This window comes from Nitrococcus sp. (genome assembly GCF_059432795.1).
The window spans coordinates 1-16,521 of sequence record NZ_JBXWZQ010000080.1 but is presented as its reverse complement, the minus strand read 5'-3'; the positions used below and the strand labels follow the sequence as shown (position 1 = coordinate 16,521).

Sequence of the window (16,521 nt, the reverse complement as noted above, 5' to 3'; positions counted from 1 at the left end):
CGGATTCACGGCAGGCGGTGGGCGGCGGTTGCATACCACAAAGCGACCGCGACCGGTGCGGCCAGTGCGGCCCAGGACACCGCGTCCCCGAGGTCGTCGCTCAACAACGCCGCAAGCAGACCGACACAACTCAGCAGGGCGAGGGCGATCGGAGCAGCCCAGATTCGCGTCTTTGGCAAAGGCGCGTTCACGGCGCCGCGTCCGCCTGGTTCGACGTGTTGCGCTCACTGCTGGTTTTGCCGCTGCGGAACTGTTCGAGCCATTCCTCGAACGAGACGTTGCGGCGCTTCAACCACAGATAGAGCCCGCTGACGAGAACCAATATCGCGAGCAGGTCGAGCGCGGCCCACAAGAGCTTGAGCGGCAGGCCGCCGTAGTCGCCGAAGTGTAACGGCTGGGAGATCAGCAGGGCGGAGACATACCAGGGAAGGGCGCGGGTTTCGGTTACCGCGCCCGTTTGCGCATCGATCAGCACCGGTTTGACCAGTTTCGATTCCCAAGCGCCCGTGCCACGCATGAAGGCGGTGAAATGGTGTGGGCTGGCAAAAGTGTTGCCCGGAAAGGCCATGAAGCTGAGCTCCGAATCGGGCTCCGCGCGCCGGGCCGCCGCGAGCGCGCGCCGTGCCGAGGCCGGCTGATCCGGTCTAGGCGTGCCGTCATAGGAGGAGGTCATTTCTGCAAGATGGGTTGCCTGCCAGAATCCAATGATCGGTGCCGCGAGTGTGTTGATTACACCCGTAGCCGCCACGACGAGCAGCCAGACCAGCGTGACGATGCCGAAGAGATTGTGAAGATCCAGCCATTTGATACGCGCCGATCGATTCTCCCGGACGGTCCCGAAGCGCAGCTTTTGCATGTACGGGGCGTATAGGACGACACCGGAGATCAGGGCGGCAAGGAACAACAAGCCCATACTGCCGAGAAACAGCGTTCCCGGCAGGCCAAGAAACATGTCGTGGTGCAAGCTGAACAAAAAGTATATGACGCCCTGGCGAAGCGGGTATTCGTAAAGAAATCGCCCGGTTCGCGCATCGTAGCTGTAGGAGATGGATACCTTGGACGTATCCGCCTCGCTGAGCCGCACGGTCCACACGTCCGGCTCGTGCGCGTCACGGACCAAAAACTGCACCGCCCCGGTGGGGTGACGTGCCCGGGCGTCGGCGACGATCTCATCCACGTTCGCCCGAGCGCGCTCGCCGGCCGCGGCCGGCGGCTCGATGCGGTAGCCCAATGCCTGATCGATTTCCTGATGGAAGATGAGCGGCAGACCGGTCAGGCAGAGCAGCAGCAGGAACACCGTGCACACCAAGCTACTCCAGGTGTGGACGAATCGCCACGCTTTGATCGATGACAACCGCACGAGCCCTGCCAGCCCCTTACCAATTGTACGAATACGTGACGGATACCGTGCGTCCCGGTGCCTGGGAGAAGGCAAACGGCAACGCTCCGGCCTGGTTCACCACCGGGAAATAGTCTTCGTTGAACAAGTTGCCGACGCCCACCTGTACCTTGCCCAACTGCAGCCGGTCAATACTGAGATCGAAATTGCTGTAGAGGTCGAAGACAATATAGTCGTTCACGTCGCCGTTGCCGAACTGAGTGCTGTCCGGGTTGCGATTGCCCGAGTAGAGTCCCTGCAAGCGGGTCGTCCACCAAGGAAACGGCGTGTATTCGGTGTACGCCGTGATTTTCACGGGCGGCACCCGCGTGCTCGGCAAGTCTTCTTCATAATCGCCGTCATTGTCGAGATCGGTCGTGCCGGCAAGCCAAGTGGCCGTGCCGCCGATGCGCACCGGATCAATTGGCTGCACATTGGCGGTAAGCTCGACGCCGTAGACTCGCTCTGGCTGTTTCGCGATGAAAAGATCCGGGCTGAACGTGGTGCCGGTGTCGGACTTGCTGAAAAAGCCGGTGACCGAGCCGTCCCAACGCCCGTAATGCCCACGCAGCCCGACTTCGTAATTATCGACTTTCTGCACGGCAGACTGGAGCTCTCTGGCCTCGCTCGCGGTCGTGTCCCGGATGGCGCGGCCGATATCCCCAAGCGAAAAGCCCTGTGAGAACCCGCCGAAGAGCTCGATGTTGTCGGTCAAGAAAACGGTGCCGCTGAGATTGAAGAGCGTTTTGTTGAAATCCAGATTGCCGCCGTTCACGAATACGCCCTGGCGGTTCAAGACATCGTCGACGTCGACCGAGATGCTCTCGTGGCGGACTCCGCCGCGCACCAGCCCCCAATCCGCCACCGGCACCTCGAGCTGGAGGAAGCCGGCGATTGCATTCTGTCTCATCTCCGGCGTCGTCGTCGGTCCATCGAGTCCGGGCTGTTCGGTCTCATCGTGCAGGTAGTCCACGCCCCAGATCGCATTGAATGGAACGGGCGCCAGCTGCACGGGCGTATCCACCGTCAAGCGTGCACCGTATTTCTCGGAGTTGATCTCGGTCTGCGAGAAGCCGGGGAATTTCGGGAATCGGGTGGTGAGGTCGCCATAGTAGAGCTGCGTTTTGACATCGCTGCCCAGCAAATCTTTGTTGTGGTACTCGACGTTGGCGGTTGTGTTCTTGGTGCCAGGATTCTTGGCGTTGATGTTGCCGCGCACCGCCGGCGTTTTCTGATTGGTCGTCGGATCGCCGAAGCCCAGCCCGGCCCAGTTGCTGTCCTGCAAGATGCTGAAGCGGTTGAACGAGGCCTCGATGCGTTGGTTTCCGCCGTCGAACTCGTAACCGAGCTTGCCGAGCACATTGTATTCGTCAGTGTCCGCGAGGCCGCCCTGTCCGCCGACGGGATTGGCCGGGATGCGGTCCCCGTCCGCGTCGAAAAAGCCATTTCTTTGCACGAACGTGCCGCTCAGGAGATAGTCCACCTCGTTGGTGCGCCCGGAGACGCGATGGTTGGTGTGCCACTCCAGCGAGTCATCGGGGTGGGTGGTCGAAAACTTGAGACCCGCCTCGGAATGCCCGTTGAGCGCTCCCTCTTCGGGTCGCCGCGTGATGATGTTGACAAGGCCGCCGGCGGCGCCAAAGCCGTATACCGCCGAACCGCCGCGCACCACCTCGACGCGCTCGATGGCGTCCGCATCGATGGAGTTGAGCGAGCGGGCGCCGCCGCGCAGCGGCGTCGTCTGCGGAATGCCGTCAATGAGGGTGAGAAAGTCGCGGCCGCGCAGGGTTTGACCGAAATTGCTGAGCGCTTCCGTGCTCTGACTGAAGCCGGGCACGGTCTGGGAGAGCATATCACCGAGATTGCGATCGATCCGCTTTTGCTGGTCGATGTCCTTTTTCGTCACCACGGTCACCGAGCGGGTGAGCTCGGAGATGGGCGTCTCCGTACGCGTTGCCGAAACGACGACCGGACCCAGATTCTTCACCTTGCCCGCTACGAGCGCGGCGCCACTCTCCAGCGCGACCGTCTCGGCATTGACGAAGCGGTAGCGAAGCCCGCTGCCGGCGAGCAGTCGCTGCAGCCCCGCGGCCGGTGAGTAGGTGCCGGATAGACCCTCGGCTTCTTTGCCCGCGACCTGCTCGGGAGTGAACACCAGCTCCAGGCCGGCTTGATTGGCAAACGCAGCGAGCGCCGCGCCGAGGGGCTGCGGCGGGACATCGAAGCGAATCGGTTGGGCTTGCTCGGCCTGAGTCCTTTGTGCCGATGCTTGCGCCTGCTGTGGTCCGTATTCGCTTGGGGAGTTGAATTCAGGCGCCGGGGCGCCTTCTGCGACGGCTTCGGACGAAGCGGCCAGGGCCGCCACGACCAGGGGCAGTATGGAGGAGCTGCGGAGACAAGCCGCCGGCTGGCCGCGTCGATTCCGTTTCCCCCTCGTCAGTTTAATTCGCCTTTTCATGCTCCGATGCTCCTACCGCTGATGTGCCCAGCGCGAAACTGTAAGAATAATAAGATTGATCCGCACTTCGGTTTGATATAATGGATCGCCTGTGCAGGTCTTGCAAGGCCTGCACCGCTCAAGCGATCACCCGCAGTCCTGAAAGGCGAGAACCGGGAGCTTATGGGAGGCGTGTCGGCGGAAGCCTCCGGTAGGGTAGCCAACCCAATCGATGCGAACGAAGCGCCCAGACTTGGGCGGCTTGCGGCAGGGCCTTTGCAAAGGTGGCGCATGAGCAAGCGGGTAACGCGGTGACCCTATCTAACCGGGAGCAAATAAATGATTGGCAAACAGGTATGATAACTATTATTATTATTATTACGGGTAAGACGTAGCAGGGACGTTATCCGATGTTACAAGGGGTTTATCTTCGCCCGTATCGATGCATAACGTAACGTCAAACGACAGCGTCACGACGGCGCCATTGATTGAAAGGAGTTGCAAATGGCTTTTCTGCAAGAAGGTAGCGGTTTGGTTTTCGGTTCCGATGAGGGTGAGGTGATCCGGACGAGGGGCCCATCGATCATTTTCGCCGGTGCCGGCGACGACGGCGTGAGAATGGGCTATGACCAGGACGTGGCCTATCTGGGCGAGGGCAATGACGTCGCCTATGCCGAAGCAGGCAACGACCTGGTGTTCGGCGAAGGGGGCGACGATTTCATATACGCTGGATCCGGCAACGATTGGGTCGACGGCGGCGTAGGCAATGATTTCCTTTGGGGCGGCGAGGGTAACGATCAGCTTTTCGGCAACGAAGGCGATGATCTGATCTACGGCGTGAGCGGCACCAACGCGTTGTACGGTTCGACCGGCAACGACACCATCCTCGGCGGCGACCAGACCGACGTCATCTTCGGCGGTGACGACAACGACGTCGTGGCCGGAGGCGACGGAGACGATTGGATCTCCGCTGGCGACGGCGATGACGATATCTATGGCCAGGGCGGTGACGACATCCTCTACGGCTCCGGTGATGCCGAGGAAGGCGACGCGACCGAACTCTTCTACACCGGCAACGACGGCAACGATACGGTGAACCGGTTCAATGCGGAATCCGATCAGCTCATGATTGCCGCCGATATCAATGGTACGGGCGTTGAGAGCGCTGCCGATTTTGCCACCCGCGTGAGCGCCTCCGATGAGGGCGCAATCATTGATCTCGGCGCCGACAACAACATCCTGCTGGCGGGTGTCGAGTCCACTGACGTCACCGCCAACCTGTCCGATTATATTACGGTCGGGTAAACCGCTATATTGGCTCAACGCGAGAAACTCGCGTTGAGCCTTGCTTTTTTTTGCGATCCTCTCAGCTTGTTCGCTGCAATTCCCCGAAACCTGGATTCGCTAGGGCGCCGCGCGGCGGGTTGCCCCCGAGGTCCGCGGACCCCGTTCCGACTCTCCTTCCCATTGCACCAACTCGGGGGGCGCCGCCGTGGGGAAACGCTGCTCTCCCAGCACCGCGTTGGCGATGACCCCGGCGCGCCAGGCCATTAGGCTGAGCTGCGGTTCGGCGATGCCGTGACTGTGGGCGCTCAGATTCTGCAGGTAGAGCCGGCCTTCCCCGGGCCCGGTCCAGCGGACTTGGAAATTGGCATCCACCTGCGGGCGGCCGTGCCTGTCCCGCGCGATATACTCGGCGATTGGGCTCAGGCAGGCGGGAAGGGCGCTGCGGTAGCCGGTGCAAAAGATCACTGCATCCACTTTCTCGTGCTCGCACGCGCCGGTGAGCCGGTTGCGGGCAAACAGCGTCAGGCTGCCGCCCGAGTCCTCCGCGGCGAAGACGTCGCGGCTCGGGCGCAGGTTCGCGCGGGCGCCCGACACCTCGAAATAGCGCCGGCGGTAGATGGCTTGATAGATTTCGCGCAGGGTCTGCGGTGAAATTCCGTCGCCGGCCAGGCGATGGAGGGCGTTGAGGCGGTCGCGCTCGTTCTCCGGCAGGCCGTGAAATGTCTCGACCCAGGCGGGGGTGAACAACTCATTGGTGAAGGGGGTCTCATCCAGCGGTACGAAGTTCATGCGGTTCGACAGCCACACGATCTCCGTGATTTGCGAATGTGCCTTGGAAAGGAGATCCAGAACCACCTCCGCGCTGCTCTGTCCGCCGCCGACCACCGCCACTCGGCATACGCCGGCCGGGAATTCGCGTGAGAGGTACTCGCCATTGTGATAGGCGCGCTCGGGCGGCAGCTGCGCGGCCCACTCGGGCAGAACGGGGCAGCAGCCGGTGGCCACGCACAATTGCCGCGCAGTCACGCGAGCGCCATCGAGGTGCACTCGGAACCCCTCCGCGCTGAGCGTTACCTCGCGTACGGTGTGCCCGAAAGCCACGCGCGGCAGTCGCTCGGCCACCCAGCGCAGATAGTCGGCGAACTCACGCCGATCGATGTTGGCGAAGTCCGCTGCGAGGTGCTGGTAAAACCGCCCGTGCGCCACCAGGTAGGCAAGAAACGAGTGCGGGTTGGTGGGGGCCACCGCCGTGACCAAATCCTTGAGACAGGAGGTTTGCAGCTTCGCCTCGGGCAGGAGCATTCCCGGGTGCCACTCGAAGGCGGCCTTACGCTCGAAAAAGCGCGCGCGCAGCTTCGGTTCGCCGTCGAGCAGGGCGGCGAGCGCCAGATTGAACGGACCGGCGCCGATGCCAACGAGATCGTACGGCGTCTCAGTCATGGTTCGCCTCCATGGCGCGGTGGTGGGCAGCGACCGTGTGCAGCGGATTGTCCAGCGGCGGACCGAGGACGGGCAGCGGCCGCTCGGCGCGGTCGTCGTAGCCCACGGCGAGTAGCGCCCGGTTGACGCACACCCGCGCCATGCGTGGGCCGAGCAGGTCGTAGCGCCGAAACGCCTGCGCGAGTTCAGGATGCCTGGCCTCGTGCTCGCGCAGAATGCGCGCGAGCGCTCCGTAGAAGCGCTCCTCGCCGAGCAGGCCGCTCGTGGCGAGCGCGTCGCCGACGAAACGCAGCGCCGTGACCAGGTGGCCGGTATAGAGGTCGTGTTTCAGGTATTCGGCTGAGAGACGTTTCACGGCGCTCATCGTTGCCGTATCCAAGCCATTGGCGGGGGCGTCCTCGGCGAGGCGCAGATCACCGTGAAAGTCCTTGATCAGGGCGCCTGCGGGGAACCCATGGCGGAGGATCACGGCCACATTCTGGCCGTGGGCAATGAAACCCACGCCGTACGCGCACAACAGATGATAGAGCGGTGCGGTGACGTTGCGAAACAGCGCGCCGACCCATGTTTCAACCGAGCAGCCGGCCTCCCGGCACCAGGCCGCGAGCACCGGCGTCCCGTCGGCTTCGCATTCGGCCAGGGTGGCGAGCAGCACGGCTCGCTCGCCCGCGGCGAGATGCGTGGCGGGAGCTTCGCGCCAGGCGGCGCCCAGGCTCTCATGGAATCGGTACGGGGCGCCGGGGAGCGATTGATAGGCCGTGTGAGGCACGTGCACGGCCGCCACCTCGCACTGTACCCGCAGCCGCGGATAGAGTGCCGGGTCATTGCGGGCGAGCGTGGCCAGCCACTCGGACAAGCGAATTCCCGCTTTGAGCGACTCACCGGGAAGGCCGCGGTAACAGGAGGTGTTGCGGATGGTGAGCGGCAACTTGACGTGCGCGCGCTCAGGGGTGTGGGCATCCGCGAAGGTGCGCAGCGAGAGCAGTGGCCGCATCGCCGGCCCGGCGGGTCCCAGCGAGATGATCTCGCCGCTGGCGAGCGCGTCTGCATACAAAGGCATCACCCAGCGCTGCCACTGCCACGGGTGGACCGGCAGCAGTCGGTAGCGTTGCGGATCGGCACCCGCATTGGTCGCTTGGTGGGTGAGCCCTTCCCGGCTCTTCTCATCCAACCAGCCAGGGGGCAAGCCCCAGTGATCGACTGTGTGGCCGGGCGCCTCGCTCGCTAGGGTGCGCGCCACCGCGAGCCAGTGCAATTGGACGGCTTTTCCTGATTCCGGCGCGAACTGCGCGAGTTCCTCGAGCCCCCAGCCAATGCGTCCCTTCGACGCCACCAGCTTGGGATGCCCCGAGAGCAAGGCTTGCTGCTCGATATCATCGAGGTCGGCCAGGCGTAACGTTGCGCGACGCGCATCGATCTGCAGATCGGCGAGCAGCGTGTGTTGCAGCTCGTGCAGCCAATTGCCGGTCGTGGCGCCGTCAAGATCCAGGGCCGTGGCAAGATCGCACATCAGTGTCGTTACGCGAATGGGACCGGCGCTCGGTTGACGCTCCACGCTTGGCGGGTCGATGCGCAACTGCCCCCAAAGCCCGCGTACCGCCGTGAAAACGTAGCCTGACGTGCCCAGGCGGATGCGCCAGCCGTCGCCGGAGGCGGTTGCGCTCAACAGTCCCTCATAGGTGAATTCGGCGAGCATTCGCGTGACGAGACGTCGGTTGACGCGTTCCCAGCGATGCGGCGTGAACGCCGCGAGCGGGTCGCTGGCGGCCGTCACAGCCCCCCCTCAGCGAAGAAGCGCCGGCGCTCGCAGCGCATCAGCCAAGCCCGTTTGTGGGGAAAATCGAAGGCAAAATCGACGCTGCAGCCCAACGGCTCGAGGGCTTTGACCAGCTTGGAGTTGTCAACGCGCGGCTCGCCGACCACCCGCTGCGTGCGCGGGTCGTCCAGGAAGAGGTAATGAAACAAGGCGCGGGCCCAGGCGTGGGTACGTGTACGCCCGAGATGACGTCGGCTGCCGATGAGGCCGTGCCAGCCGCGGTCCCAAGACTCGGCTTCATAGTATGGCCCGAGGCGGTCCTCCAACGTCCAGTAGGGCTCGAAATAGCCAATGGGCTCGCCGTCCATCAAGGCGATCAGGCCGAAGGTGTGAGGCGTGGCGGCAAGCTCGAGTAGGTAGTCATGGAGCGCCGACTCGTTCCAGGCCTTCTCCCAGTAATAGGCCACGCGGCCCTGGTTCATCCAGGCATGGAATCGTGCCAGATCGATGTCCGGGTCGATCACGCGAAAGCCGAGCTGCGCGCCGATCACGGGGTCATGGCGCTGATAGACCGTGCCCTGCGGCTGTGCCGGCCGGGGTGGATGAGTTGCCTCGCCCGGCAGAGGGGGCAGCGCCGGGTGGACGCCCATGGCATGCCAGAGCCAGGGCAACTGGAAAAAGCCGGCGCGTGGGCAGGCGGCGACGGTCTCCGGTTGGGCGATGAAGCCGGCGGCGTGCAGTGCGTGAGGCTCGTCGCCGCGCAATTGGACTGCCGCCGCCTCCGGGTGGTCGCAGAATATGGCGGAGAGCAACGCCGCGTTCAGCTGGTGCGGCGCGCTGGCAAGATGGACCTCGTAGCCGGCCGCGTTACGCTGTAGCTGAGCCTCGGCCTCGTCGAAGCGGTACGTCGTGATCCGCCCCGACTTGCGGCGCTCCACCCAGGGGGTTGGGTCCAGGTCAGGGGTGGCCGAGGCCTTCGGTGTCGCCGTGGCGGCGCCTGTGCTCATGCGGCAGTCTCCTTGCTGAGCGGGTTGGGGAAATCGAAGTAGCGCACCAGGCGGTGAGCGCCCGCCGCGGCCTCGTCGAAACGTGTCAGGCAGGCGAGGAAATTGCCCTTGGACCAAAGTGATGGCGCGGTGAGCAGGTGGTTGCGCACCGCCGGGCAGAGCGTGGGGGTAGCCGTCAAGGCGTGCAGCCGCGCTCGCAGATCCGCGAGTAAGGTGGGCTCGGGGATCAACCCCGCCTCGCCGAGTGCGCCGATCACCGCGAATACGTTATTGACGAAGAGGTAATAGCCGAATAACCCGGCGGCCGTGGCCGGAGCGAGCAGATTGCCGGTTTCGGCGGCGAAGGCAGGCCAGATAGCGGCGAGCATCTCGGCGTGTCGCTCATTGTAGGCGGTACCCTGGCAGTCGCGGTAATAGGCGCCGACCGGGAGCCCGTCCTGCAGGCGCAGCAGCGTATTCTGCTGGTGAGCGCTGAACAGCAGCCCATATTGCCCCGCGATTTCAATCAGGGGCGCGACCAGTACCTCGACCAATGCTGCGAACCAGACACGGGCGGCTTGCGAGTTTGGAATATTCTGTGCGGCGGCGAGTTCGTGCACGAATTGCACAAGCCGGGGTGTGCCGCCTGCGTGAACCTCGGGCTCGCACAGCGTCGCGAGCATGACGACGCCCGCGCCGCGTTCGCCGTGAAACGGGTTCTCGCGCAGCACGGTGAAGCTTTCGGCCAGGGGAGTGCCGCGGCCGTCGTCGAGCGCCAGCGCGGCGGGCTCGCCGATGATGCCCAGGCTGGGCGCCAGTTGGGCCAGTCGCTCGCGCAAGCCGGCATCGAGCAGCGCGTGCACGGAGAATCCTCGCGCGACTTCGCTGGAGGTGAGCACGCGCTCGGAGTTGGTCAGCCGGGCCGAGAGCGAGAATTTCAGCATCCATGGCGCGCTGCGCCGATAAAGCGCTCGCACCGAGGACGTGGCCGCCCACGGGGCACCGGCCTCGGCGAGCGCACGCGCTTGCCCCGCTGCGATGAGCGCTTGCACACGGGGATGCGCAAGTAGCCGGCGGGCTTGCCAGGGATGCGCCGGCAGAAGGGTCCAGCCGCTGGGCAGGTTTGCCCGCAGGCGGGTCAGGCGTGGATCGCTCGCCACCAGCGCGGCCGCGGCCGCTTGCGGATCATGGCCAGGTGCTGCGCTCTGCCAGATCGCCGTTGGGGCGACGGCAAACCAATAAAGCGGGAAGCGCCCCCCGAACTCTGGCGCGTAGCGTTGATGATCCTCGCTGGTGAAGCCGAAGCGAGCCCGCGGCGCGGGATGAACGGCATGACCCACGAGCAGCTGTTGCTCGCCCGCGAGGAAGTCGTTGCCATGTGCTTGATGCCGATGGACGAGGGCAGCTTCCAGCGTGGCGACACTCGCGCCGACGTCCGCGCAGAAGCGATCTGCGGCCAGCGGCAGCGTATCCGCCAACGCGGGAGTGCGGCAGACGAGTGCGGCCAGGGCCGTGACGTCCAGGGCCCGCCCCGCGGCATCGCGTGGTGTGCCGAGTACGTGTCGGCCCACCCGGGACCAATAGACCACGGGTATGGTGATTCGCTCAGCGTCACCCAAAACAAGAGACAGCGCGGCACCGTCCGGCGAGGTGTGCCAATGTTTGTATTCGCGCAACAGCGCGTTGAGGAAGCCGCGGCGCGTGAGGGCATCGGCGGTGTCGTGCTGGCCGACGCGGCTGTTTCTCGATGCGTTGGCGATCGGCATACTCTGTTGGACGGTTACGCGCATGAAGGGAAAAACGATAATACAATGCATTCGTGATTACAATATCAACACCGCTTAGCGCTGCTCCGTGGTGCCGCGTCAATTCCGCTGGCTCACGCACCGAGGGCCAAGGTTCGCCGTAAGGCCGTGCCGCTTAGGACGACCATGAGCGCGAGCGCTGCGGCCGCGCCGAGCGGTAGGCGTGGTGCCAGCTCGAACAACGGGCCCGCGGCCGTCACGCCGAGCAGGTGACCGAGAATACGGGCAATGTAAAGGTCGGCGCTGGTGGATGCCTGCGTATCTGGCCTTCGGCCGGCGGTGGCACCAGCGGCTAACGCCGGTATCAATAGCGCGAATGCAACCGCGATGAGTGCCAGTCCAAGAGGTAAAGCCGCTGGCCAGTAGACAGCGAAACCCGCGCCCAGCGCCATGCCGAGCGGGGCCCAGATGAGCAGCGCGGCGGGTTCAGGACGCAGGCGAAGGCTTGCGATCTGGCTTGCCACCATGCAGGCGGCGGCCGCGGCGAGGAATAACGCCGTATACGCCGGTGCGCGCTCAAGTGAGATGCCCCATTCGGCGGTGAGATAGGGACCGATGATGAATTCCGCGAGCCCGAGGCTCATATGGGCTAGGGCCGTTGGAACGACGACGCTGGTTTCGGGCAAGTGCCGCATCCGTCCACCAGGCGCCACAGCTGCCATCTCCGCGCATTCATGTTCATGCGGCAAGAGCAGTTGCGCGGCAAGGGGCAGCGCGACCAGGAGAACGAGTACGCTCGCGGGCCAAAACATCGCCAGTCCGGCCGTTACAAGGGGTATGAGTACGCGGGCGGTGTTGACCGTGGCGCTCATGGCTGTCAGTGCGGCATGACGTGCTTGCGCGGGGTGCTCGGTAAGCAGCCAGGCTTGCACGGTGGGAAAGATGCCGGATGCCGTAAGCGCGTAGGCAAGGCGTGTGCCGAAAAGTGCGGAGGCCATCGCCGCCGCGCCGATCATGCCGGAGGTGCCAGCGAGCAGGGCCGCGACAAACAACGCCTGACTGATTGTCGCGGCAAACAGGAGACGGGCTAAAAGCCGACGCCGTTGACCTCGCGCGGCCCGCCGTGGCCACGCATAGCCGCCAAAGAGATATCCCACAGCCGCGAGTCCGAGCAACGGCGTCAGTTGCCCGACCTGCAATTCGCTCAGAGCGAGCATCGTGGGCAGAGCGATGATCAACAGGCTCTGCGTTGCCCCGGTGCAAGCGGCCGGTAAGGTGAGGGCGATCGGCGAGGCGGGGGTAGTGGTTTTGGGCATCGGTTGCCAGGGTGGGTTGGAACGTCAAGGGCATAGGGTTGCGGAAACAGCGCGAATACGAGTCAGTAGTATTACCATAACTCTTTTGGTTACGCACTGCGATTGATACTTCCTTCCCGCTGCTCCGGCGGACAAGACAGCGCCTGGTGCGAGGCGGAAGCGCTCGTGCGGCATTGCTTGAGCGTCTGCTAAGCCGTGCATCGGCGTTCGATTACTCGGGTCACGGCGTGGTGGTTACGCTTCAGCCCGGTGCTTCAAGCGCTGCGTGCGCGCTGGCCGTGCTTTCCGAGACAGCCGTTCGGAACGCTCGCCGCCGTCGGCAAGAGGGTCATTGGTCTGCCATTGCGATGATGCCCTGAGCACCCCTATGGGCCCCGGTCGAAGCGGGCGACGCTCCGCGAGGCGGCAACGCGATGTCGAGGCCTGGCCAAAGCCTAAAAAGCGAGAGCATATTGCCTGGGTGTTGTCGCGACGCTACGGTGTGACGGTCCGTGGGCTGCGGCAAGGTATGACGAAGCCGCTAATTCAAGTGTCGTCGGCCGCGGGCGGCCGCCGCCGACAAGGCGCCTGGGCCGTCAGCGCGCGACACGGGCGCAGGTTGCATGCGTGCTGATCGTCTGTGCCGGCAGGGCGCTCCCGCCATGCCGGCCACCGACGCTTCGAGCCATCGATTTGAACAATAAACGGCGCCGTCGCCGACGAATTGAGCTTAGCGGGGCTTGCCGCCGCGAGTTCACCGTGCCCGGCAATAGGAGAGAGACTGATGGCCGCTATCATTAAGCGGATCTTTGCCACGCTCTGGTATTTAATCGTCGGGGTATGGCGTGCGCTGCTCGTCCTGTCCATCCTGCTGTTTGTGGCGCTTGTATTCTTTACCCTCCACGGTCCGCCGGCGCCTCGCGTGGGCGAGCATGTCGCGCTGCTCTGGGCACCGCAGGGCGATGTCGTGGAGCACAGCGAGCTCGGTCCGGGGGTGCTGATGAGGCGCATGGTCGAAGACAAGCCGCAGCAAACGCTCCTGCGTGGCCTGGTCGTGACGCTGCGGCGCGCGGCGCAAGACCCACGCATCTCCATGGCCGTGCTGCGCCTCGACGAGCTGAACCAGGTCGGTATGGCGCAGCTGCAGGAGCTGGCGAGCGCAATCCGCGATTTCCGCTCCAGCGGCAAGAAGCTGATTGCCTATGCCCAGTCCTATACCCAGCCGCAGTACTACCTGGCCGCCTTGGCGAACAAGGTCTATCTCGACCCCATGGGTGCAGTCGCGCTGCAAGGATTCGGTGTATATCAGCACTACTTCAAGGAGGGCCTCGAAGAGCTCGGGGTCAAGGTTCACGTATTTCGTGTGGGCGAGTACAAGGCGGCGGTAGAGCCGTTCATGCGCAACGACATGTCGCCGCAGGCACGCCGGGACAATCTGGCTTGGTTGCAGACGCTGTGGGATGTCTACAAGACCGATGTGGCGCAGGCGCGTGGTTTATCACCGAGCGCTGTCGATCGTTACATCGACAGCCTGCCTGCGGAGCTGGCGGCGCACGATGGTGATACCGCGGCACTGGCGCGCTCGGCCGGGCTGGTCGACAAGCTCGTCACGCCGGCTGAGCTGCGGGACGAAGTGGCGAGCATCGTGGGCGTGGACCCGCAAACCGGTGGCTTCCGAGAGATCGACAATCGTGGCTATCTGGCGGCAACCGGCGGGCTCGAGGCAGACGATCGGTCCGGCAAGGTGGGTTTGGTGGTGATGGAGGGTCCGATCGCCGATGGTGAGAGCAAACCCGGCGTCGTGGGCGGCGACACCGTGGCCTATCAAATCCGTAATGCGCGTCGCGATGACAGCATCGCCGCGTTGGTCCTCCGCATAAACAGCCCCGGCGGCAGCGCCACGGCAAGCGAGGTGATTCGCCGCGAAGTGGCTGCAACTCGCGATGCCGGCAAGCCCGTGGTGGTGTCCATGTCAGCGGTGGCGGCCTCGGGCGGGTACTGGGCGGCGATGAGCGCCGATCAGATCTGGGCCCAGGCCAGCACCCTGACCGGCTCGATCGGGATTTTCGGCTTGCTTCCCAATATCGAGAGTTCTCTGCAAAAGCTGGGGATTCACACCGATGGCGTAGGTACGCACACGCTTACCGGAGCAATGCGCCCGGATCGGGCATTGAGCTCGGAGGGCGCGCGCGTTGTTCAATTGGTTATCGAAAAAGGCTATCAGCGCTTCATTCGCCTCGTCGCTCAGGCACGCGGTATGGATGTCGATGCCGTGGACCGAATCGCCCAGGGACGTGTCTGGGCCGGTCGGGACGCCAAGCGCGTGGGTCTGGTGGACCGCTTGGGCGGTTTGGATCAGGCCGCCGCCGCCGCCGCCGGTTTTGCGGGATTGCAGAAAGGCCGATTCGTGCTGGTCCCGGTGCCAGCCACCAGGAGCTTCGGGGAGCGTATGCTGCAGCGGTTCGTCGCGCGAGCTCAGAATCGGCTCGCAGCGACGGACTTGGGCGTGGCGGATTGGCTGAAGGCGTTGGTACCTCTGGAGCAGGAAATCATGCCGCTCGTATGGCTGCAGGACCCGCAGGGCGCGTATGCCTATTGTCCCTGTTGGCCGCGGCTCGACGATCGGGGCGTTCGTTGATGATCGGCAGCGTTCTGTGAACGCGTAGGCGAGCCCGGATCTTTCCATCCCCTTGAGCCCTCGCATGGTCAGCCCTCGTCCTCTGGGTGCGGCCGCCGTGGTTCGCGTGTCACCGCCCACAATCGGTGATCACGGAAGACCTCCCATGCTGAAGATAGGGATTACGTCACTCTTTAACAGTTCACACTTACCTAGCCTATGACCCCGTGAGGGAGAAAGGTCAGTCTGTCCCCGTGGTCGAGCCGAGGGAGAGCGGCTGAAGAGGCCATGCGGACGCATTGATCGGGCAAACGGAACAGTCGAGTGCATATTCTCTTGACGTCGCTCGCTGTTGTTGGCCCGACCACGAAAAACGCAGAAGTATAAAGATATCCATACCCTTGGCACCGCCCCCCATCGTCGCAAGCAAATGGATCCGTTCCGTTCACGGCACTTTCGCGGCCGTGAGGCGGGCCAGTTACGGAGGCGCTTATGATCCAGACGGCTTATGCAGAGCTTCGCGCAGGAGGGGCCTGGGATGAACCCGCGTGGGAGCCGGCTTTCCTCAAGGATCGCATCGAGGCGTACTACCGCGAGCGGGTCGAGAAGTCCTGGCGTGGCGGACATATCATGCGCGGGCGGCGGCCGGGTAGCGACTCGGTGTTGCTTCAGAGCAACGACTATCTATCCATTGCCCGGCATCCGGCTATCCTGCGTGCCCAGACGGAGGCGATCGAGCGCGCCGGCAACGGTCTGCTGATGTCCGCGATCTTCCTCCAGGGAGATGAGCCACAGCCAAAGCTCGAGGCCGAGTTCGCCCATTACCTTGACAGTGAGGCCACGGTACTGTGCCAGTCGGGCTGGTGCGCCAATGTCGGCTTGATCCAGGCGATTGCCGATGCATCCGTGCCCGTGTACGTGGATATGCTTGCCCACATGTCGCTGCATCAGGGGATCTTGTGCGCCGGTGCTCCGGCTCGTCCGTTTCGGCATAACGATGCGGATCATCTGGAGCGGCAGATCCGGCATCACGGTCCCGGCATCATCGTGGTGGACTCAATCTATAGTACGACCGGCGATATGGCGCCACTACCGGAGATCGTCGGCCTCGGCAGGCGCTACGGCTGTGTGCTGGTGGTGGATGAGTCGCACTCCCTGGGAACCCATGGGCCGAATGGCGCGGGTCTGGTAGCGGCCTGCGGCCTGAGCGATCAGGTTCATTTCCGCACCGCGAGCCTCGCCAAGGCTTTTGCTGGGCGCGCCGGCCTGATTACCTGTTCGCAGCGCTTTGCCGAATATTTCCGGTGTACCGCGCGTCCGGCGATCTTTAGCTCTACGCTGCTTCCGCACGAAGTCGCCGGTCTGCGTGCCGCATTGGAGGTGATTCGCCGGGAGGAATGGCGTCGGCAGCGGCTACACAGCAATGCCCAATATTTGCGCTATGAGCTCAAGCGGGTCGGGTACAACTTAGAGAGTCGATCGGAAATGATTGGCCTCGCGTCGGGTGCGGTGCCGCGAACCCTAGTGCTGCGGGACGCGGTGGGATCGAGAGGAATCGTCGGCTGGGTTTTCTGTGCTCC

General features: G+C 64.1%; 11 protein-coding genes. 3 read left to right on the top strand and 8 right to left on the bottom strand.

Annotated elements, in window-relative coordinates; all coding sequences use genetic code 11:
• Window positions 1-5 precede the first annotated feature (5 nt).
• The 3 genes from AC52Q4_RS06175 to AC52Q4_RS06165 are packed head-to-tail and all read right to left on the bottom strand — an operon-like array spanning window position 6 to window position 3,836.
• On the bottom strand, window positions 6-191 hold the full coding sequence (locus AC52Q4_RS06175; RefSeq protein WP_495535929.1) for a hypothetical protein: 186 nt from the start codon (window positions 189-191) through the stop codon (window positions 6-8).
• Window positions 188-1,360, bottom strand: coding sequence for a PepSY-associated TM helix domain-containing protein (locus tag AC52Q4_RS06170; protein ID WP_495535928.1), 1,173 nt, complete (start codon window positions 1,358-1,360; stop codon window positions 188-190). The genes AC52Q4_RS06175 and AC52Q4_RS06170 overlap by 4 nt, the downstream gene beginning before the upstream one ends.
• Before the next feature lie 16 nt (window positions 1,361-1,376).
• On the bottom strand, window positions 1,377-3,836 hold the full coding sequence (locus AC52Q4_RS06165) for a TonB-dependent receptor (RefSeq protein WP_495535927.1): 2,460 nt from the start codon (window positions 3,834-3,836) through the stop codon (window positions 1,377-1,379).
• Between the two features lie 483 nt (window positions 3,837-4,319).
• Here AC52Q4_RS06165 and AC52Q4_RS06160 point away from each other — a divergent pair, with 483 nt between their 5' ends.
• Window positions 4,320-5,120: a calcium-binding protein gene (locus AC52Q4_RS06160; protein WP_495535926.1), complete on the top strand. Its 801-nt coding sequence runs from the start codon at window positions 4,320-4,322 to the stop codon at window positions 5,118-5,120.
• Window positions 5,121-5,219: 99 nt separating this feature from the next.
• Here the strand turns inward: AC52Q4_RS06160 and AC52Q4_RS06155 are convergent, their stop codons facing one another.
• From AC52Q4_RS06155 to AC52Q4_RS06135, 5 genes are all read right to left on the bottom strand, one after another.
• Complete coding sequence (locus AC52Q4_RS06155; RefSeq protein ID WP_495535925.1) at window positions 5,220-6,542, bottom strand: lysine N(6)-hydroxylase/L-ornithine N(5)-oxygenase family protein; 1,323 nt, start codon at window positions 6,540-6,542, stop codon at window positions 5,220-5,222.
• The gene (locus tag AC52Q4_RS06150) at window positions 6,535-8,316 is read right to left on the bottom strand and encodes an IucA/IucC family protein (RefSeq protein WP_495535924.1); all 1,782 of its coding nucleotides are present in this window, start codon (window positions 8,314-8,316) and stop codon (window positions 6,535-6,537) included. Before AC52Q4_RS06150 ends, AC52Q4_RS06155 begins: the two co-directional genes overlap by 8 nt.
• Entirely contained in the window at window positions 8,313-9,305 is a 993-nt protein-coding gene (locus AC52Q4_RS06145) for a GNAT family N-acetyltransferase (RefSeq protein WP_495535923.1), read from the bottom strand. Before AC52Q4_RS06145 ends, AC52Q4_RS06150 begins: the two co-directional genes overlap by 4 nt.
• Entirely contained in the window at window positions 9,302-11,074 is a 1,773-nt protein-coding gene (locus AC52Q4_RS06140; protein WP_495535922.1) for an IucA/IucC family protein, read from the bottom strand. The genes AC52Q4_RS06145 and AC52Q4_RS06140 overlap by 4 nt, the downstream gene beginning before the upstream one ends.
• 89 nt (window positions 11,075-11,163) lie before the next feature.
• Window positions 11,164-12,345: an MFS transporter gene (locus AC52Q4_RS06135; RefSeq protein WP_495535921.1), complete on the bottom strand. Its 1,182-nt coding sequence runs from the start codon at window positions 12,343-12,345 to the stop codon at window positions 11,164-11,166.
• Between the two features lie 763 nt (window positions 12,346-13,108).
• Between AC52Q4_RS06135 and sppA the strand changes: the two genes are divergently transcribed.
• Window positions 13,109-14,962, top strand: coding sequence for a signal peptide peptidase SppA (sppA, locus tag AC52Q4_RS06130; RefSeq protein WP_495535920.1), 1,854 nt, complete (start codon window positions 13,109-13,111; stop codon window positions 14,960-14,962).
• A 471-nt stretch (window positions 14,963-15,433) separates the two neighbouring features.
• Window positions 15,434-16,521, top strand: a 1,088-nt coding sequence (cqsA, locus tag AC52Q4_RS06125; RefSeq protein WP_495535919.1) for an alpha-hydroxyketone-type quorum-sensing autoinducer synthase, incomplete at its 3' end; no start/stop codon positions are given.

Coding starts and splice junctions, on each gene's coding strand:
- sppA (WP_495535920.1), top strand. CDS start 13,109: ATGGCCGCTATCATTAAGCGGATCTTTGCCACGCTCTGGTATTTAATC.
- AC52Q4_RS06145 (WP_495535923.1), bottom strand. CDS start 9,305: ATGAGCACAGGCGCCGCCACGGCGACACCGAAGGCCTCGGCCACCCCT.
- AC52Q4_RS06160 (WP_495535926.1), top strand. CDS start 4,320: ATGGCTTTTCTGCAAGAAGGTAGCGGTTTGGTTTTCGGTTCCGATGAG.
- AC52Q4_RS06140 (WP_495535922.1), bottom strand. CDS start 11,074: ATGCGCGTAACCGTCCAACAGAGTATGCCGATCGCCAACGCATCGAGA.
- AC52Q4_RS06155 (WP_495535925.1), bottom strand. CDS start 6,542: ATGACTGAGACGCCGTACGATCTCGTTGGCATCGGCGCCGGTCCGTTC.
- AC52Q4_RS06165 (WP_495535927.1), bottom strand. CDS start 3,836: ATGAAAAGGCGAATTAAACTGACGAGGGGGAAACGGAATCGACGCGGC.
- AC52Q4_RS06135 (WP_495535921.1), bottom strand. CDS start 12,345: ATGCCCAAAACCACTACCCCCGCCTCGCCGATCGCCCTCACCTTACCG.